The following is a 4,620-nucleotide window of genomic DNA, read 5'->3' on the forward strand; positions in this document are numbered from 1 at the left end:
AGGTTTTCAGTTGTTTGAGCTTATCGTTCTGATCTGACATGTAGAATAAATCCTTTCCCAGCATATAGCAGAATAAATCATTGTAGCGGATATTAACCTGTCTTCACGTATTAAAAAAGTTTTAACAGATTGAATTTACGCTAAACATGATCAGGCTCGATGACCTGTATTTATATTAGCCAAGGCATTATGGCATCTGAAATTGAATTTTTAATTCAGTTCTTTGTTGCAACTGTTGGATATTTGTTTGAATGTGCTGTTGAATCAATGTAATCACGGACTCATGCTGAAAGCCCAGAGCATAACCTTTAACAATCACGATACTGGGCAAACTAAAAAACAGATAGCGTGCATCTTCTAATGTTGCCTGCTGAAAAACACCCTGCTGAATTAACATGTCTTGCAAAAATGCCTTTTCCTGCCGCACGTTATGAGACTGTACATCATCCCAATAATTCAGGCGCATGGCCATCAGGTTGTTATGCTTGTAGCTCATAACATTCAACTCGTTTACTTGTATATCTTCGCTCTATAATGGGGACAATTCTGAGAGTTTCAATTGCTCATTTGCATAAAATCGATGCTTATAAAGGAATAGGAATTTTCACTGGACTCAGGTAGTATCGGAATATAACTTAAAACAAAATTGATGAGTGCGATTGTAAGCATCATGCCAATTTGGCAAAGGGGAATGTATGCGTTTTGCATGGTTATTAACTGCGATTCTGGCAGGTACAACTGTACATACACAAGCAGCTCAGGATTATTCCAGGGAATATTCACAGTGTATGAAGTTCACCTATGGTGACCGTACCAAGACTGAAAAATGTATTGCCAAGGAATTAAAAGGGCAGACTAAAATCTTGAAAAAAAGCTATAAAAATTATCTTAAATTAAACGCAAATAATGCTGCTGTAGTAAAAAACCATTATGCCTTGTTTGAATCCAGACTGGACAAGCAATGTGGTCGTATCCGTGCTGGAAACTACACCAAAATCCAGCAAGGACAATGTGCCCTGGCCATGGTAATTGAGCAGTCCAATTATTATCAATCACGTTCTTTTGTCGGAAAACGCTGAGGATCTGATCGGTACTCAAAAGCATAACGGACATGTAAGTTTGTTATGCTTTTTAAATTATGGCGAGAATTTGAGATTTATTAAGACTGGACAGAAGCGCTGAATAGGTGAGTCAGTATTATTTATCACCTACTTCATAAAACGTTCGATTTATCTCTCATACTTTAAAGCATTCAAATCCGGATTGAAGCGATCTATTGTTGACCATTCTCATCATCAAATAACAGGCTTCTAAAACCGGATTCAGCCAGAGTGGAGTCGTGCTGTTTTCGTATTTTTCATGGTTTTAGCATTATAAAAGCAGGCGAAACAAGGTATCATAAGGCGTTTTAAAATATGACCTCTGGAGACGCCTTAAGTGGATCGACCGACTATTAGCCCTGAACATTTGCAGGAAGCCGCTGAAAATCTAACAACCATTCGTGATTTTATCCGTTTTGGTGTTACAGCATTACGTCAATACGATGCGCACTTGGGCCAAGGCACAGAAGATTATTTTGCTGAAAGTTCAGCACTGGTTTTACAAACCCTTTCTCTGGACTGGAATGCTGATCCAGAAATTCTGGATTCAAAACTGCTTCCAAGCGAAAAAGAAGAGTTTTTGAATCTTTTAGGACGTCGTATCAATGAAAGAATGCCGACATCTTATCTATTAAATCTGGCTTATTTCTTTGGTAAGCCATTCTATGTGGATGAGCGTGTACTGATTCCACGTTCACCAATCGTTGAGCTGATTGAAAACCGTTTTGCACCATATTGCTTGGGCGAAAATGGTGAAATGGGTGCAGCGGTAAATAACCTGCCAGAAAATCCGAATCCAAAAACACCACAACGTATTCTGGACATGTGCACCGGTTCAGGCTGTATTGCGATTGCATTGGCATACGCTTTTCCAGATTCTGAAGTGGATGCAACCGATCTGTCTAAAGAGGCTTTAGAAGTAGCGCAGATCAACTGTGAACACCATAACAAGCAGTATCAAGTGGCATTGCTTGAATCGGACCTGTTCGCAAAAATTCCTGCTGAAAATCAGTATGATCTAATCGTGTCGAATCCACCGTATGTGGATGCAGAAGACATGGCAGATTTACCAGACGAATTCCACTACGAACCTGAAATGGCTTTGGCTGCAGGTCAGGATGGTTTGGATTTGGTACGTAAAATGCTGGCTCAAGCGGCTGATTACCTGACTGAAGATGGTCTGATTGTAATTGAAGTCGGCAACTCTGAATGGGCAATGAAGCAAAACTTCAATAAAGTTGATTTCCACTGGTTGCAGTTCCAGCGTGGTGGCTCAGGTATCTTCGCATTGACTGCAGCCCAATGCCGTCAATACCGCGATTTATTTATTCAATCTGTTAATGCATAAGGAGTCGTTCACATGGCAGGTAATAGTATAGGGCAACTCTTCCGTGTAACGACTTGTGGTGAATCTCATGGTGTTGGCCTGATGGCGATCATTGATGGGGTTCCACCAGGAATTGAACTGTCTGAAGCTGATTTGCAAAAGGATCTGGACCGCCGCAAGCCGGGTACATCGAAATTTGCAACGCAGCGTAAAGAGCCGGATGAAGTGGAAATTATTTCCGGTGTGTTTGAGGGTAAAACCACCGGCACTTCAATCGGTCTTTTAATCCGCAATACTGACCAGAAATCGAAAGACTATGGCAATATTGCGCAGACTTTCCGCCCGGGTCATGCAGACTATACCTATACCCAGAAGTATGGTTTCCGTGATTATCGTGGCGGTGGCCGTTCAAGTGCACGTGAAACTGCAATGCGTGTGGCAGCGGGTGCGATTGCCAAGAAATTCCTGTTTGAGAAATTCGGTATTGAAATCCGCGGTCATGTCACCCAGATTGGCACTGAAAAAGCCGAGAAACTGGACTGGAATGAAGTTCCAAATAATCCGTTCTTCTGTGGTGATGTTGATGCCGTTCCACGTTTTGAGGCACTGGTCACGTCGTTGCGTGAACAAGGCACCAGTTGTGGCGCGCGCCTTGAAATTATTGCCTCTAAAGTCCCAGTAGGCTGGGGTGAGCCAGTATTCGATCGTCTGGATGCCGATATTGCCCATGCCATGATGTCGATTAACGCCGTTAAAGGTGTTGAGATTGGTGATGGTTTTGGCGTTGCTGAGCAGTTTGGTCATGAAACGCGTGATGAATTAACGACGGATGGTTTCCTGGCAAATCATGCCGGCGGTATTTTGGGTGGGATTTCTAGCGGTCAGGACATTCGCGTATCGATTGCACTAAAACCAACCGCTTCAATCACGACTCCAGGTAAAACCATCACCATCAATCGTGAAGATACTGACGTGTTGACCAAAGGCCGTCATGATCCTTGTGTGGGTGTACGTGCGACGCCAATTGCTGAAGCGATGCTGGCGATTGTATTGATGGATCACTTTATGCGTCATCGTGCACAAAATGCCGATGTTGTTGCGCCGTTTGCACCAATTGAACCGAAATAATTCGCTTCTGATCTGAAGTGAATCCAAAAAGTCAGACTTCGGTCTGACTTTTTTATGATCTGCAAAGGCAATAGATGATTTAGGCGGAGAGAAACTTATTTTTCCTATGCTTTTAAGAAGTTTAGGTTTATTAAAAATGAAATTCGAAAACTCATCCAAAAAATGATTCAAAAATTTTTAATGAGTTAGGAAAAGCTTAAAGAGGAGGTGTTAAATATTGCAAAAGAAGAAAGCTGGACTTAATTGGTTTATTATTCATTAAAACGCATGAGAGACTTTCTCTTACTTATTATCCATTGATTTTTCCAATACTTTTTCTCTTGAAACTCTTCGGTTGTTGTATCCTTAATAATTGACAGGCAATTGGGTTCGATTGCCACAAAATTGCATGTTACGAGTGGCTCAATGCTTCATACTATCTTCAGCGTCCTGTTTCCACTGATTGCCCTAATTACCCTCGGTTATGCATTAAAACAAAGGAAATGGTTAGAAGACGGATTTTGGCGGGGGGCAGAAAAGCTAAACTACTATGTACTATTTCCAATCATGCTATTCCTGAATCTGGCTACTGCTCAGATTCAGATAGATATTATTCAGGATGTGGTGCTGGTTATTTCAATTATTACTATACTGGTTTGTGCAGTGCTGTACAGTCTAAAAGCGATATACCGGATTAACTTTGCCCGATTTGGGGTCTATATACAAAGCATACTGCGCTTTAATACCTATATTGGCATTGCTGCGGTCAGCACCTTATTTGGTCAGGCAGGGATGACAGTATTTGCCGTCATTATGGTGTTCTTTATTCCAGTCGTAAATACCGTTTCTGTGCTGGCATTTACTAAACCGGCTGATATGCAGTTTGGAAAAATTTTCATATCCCTCGCGAAAAATCCACTGATTTTAGGCTGTCTGGTGGGTGGGCTTTATAATCTGTCCGGATTGGGGATATGGCAGGGGATGAACCAGTTATTGAAACAAATGGCAGCATGCAGTTTGCCTTTAGGTTTGATGTGTGTCGGGGCAGCATTAAAGTTTGGGCAAATTAATCTGGATTTATGGCGC

Annotated in this window: 5 protein-coding genes; 4 read left to right on the plus strand and 1 reads right to left on the minus strand. The window is 41.7% G+C overall.

What is annotated here, in order from left to right; translation table 11 throughout:
* Window positions 1-187: 187 nt before the first annotated feature.
* Window positions 188-496, minus strand: coding sequence for a hypothetical protein (locus B4033_RS00550; protein ID WP_008306264.1), 309 nt, complete (start codon window positions 494-496; stop codon window positions 188-190).
* Between the two features lie 199 nt (window positions 497-695).
* On the opposite strand from B4033_RS00550, the gene B4033_RS00555 reads away from it, so the two are divergent.
* From B4033_RS00555 to B4033_RS00570, 4 genes are all read left to right on the plus strand, one after another.
* The gene (locus tag B4033_RS00555; protein ID WP_071321111.1) at window positions 696-1,079 is read left to right on the plus strand and encodes a DUF1311 domain-containing protein; all 384 of its coding nucleotides are present in this window, start codon (window positions 696-698) and stop codon (window positions 1,077-1,079) included.
* A gap of 358 nt (window positions 1,080-1,437) precedes the next feature.
* Complete coding sequence (prmB, locus tag B4033_RS00560) at window positions 1,438-2,448, plus strand: 50S ribosomal protein L3 N(5)-glutamine methyltransferase (protein WP_008307431.1); 1,011 nt, start codon at window positions 1,438-1,440, stop codon at window positions 2,446-2,448.
* A 12-nt stretch (window positions 2,449-2,460) separates the two neighbouring features.
* A complete protein-coding gene (gene aroC, locus B4033_RS00565) occupies window positions 2,461-3,555 on the plus strand; it encodes a chorismate synthase (protein WP_103800113.1) in 1,095 nt (364 codons plus the stop codon).
* Between the two features lie 405 nt (window positions 3,556-3,960).
* Window positions 3,961-4,620 (plus strand): AEC family transporter (locus B4033_RS00570; protein ID WP_286831103.1); only part of this gene is annotated, 660 nt, incomplete at its 3' end.

The sequence above is a fragment of the Acinetobacter sp. UBA3132 genome, assembly GCF_002364825.1.
Taxonomy (GTDB): Bacteria; Pseudomonadota; Gammaproteobacteria; order Pseudomonadales; family Moraxellaceae; genus Acinetobacter; species Acinetobacter schindleri.

Coding starts and splice junctions, on each gene's coding strand:
- B4033_RS00550 (WP_008306264.1), bottom strand. CDS start 496: ATGAGCTACAAGCATAACAACCTGATGGCCATGCGCCTGAATTATTGG.
- aroC (WP_103800113.1), top strand. CDS start 2,461: ATGGCAGGTAATAGTATAGGGCAACTCTTCCGTGTAACGACTTGTGGT.
- B4033_RS00555 (WP_071321111.1), top strand. CDS start 696: ATGCGTTTTGCATGGTTATTAACTGCGATTCTGGCAGGTACAACTGTA.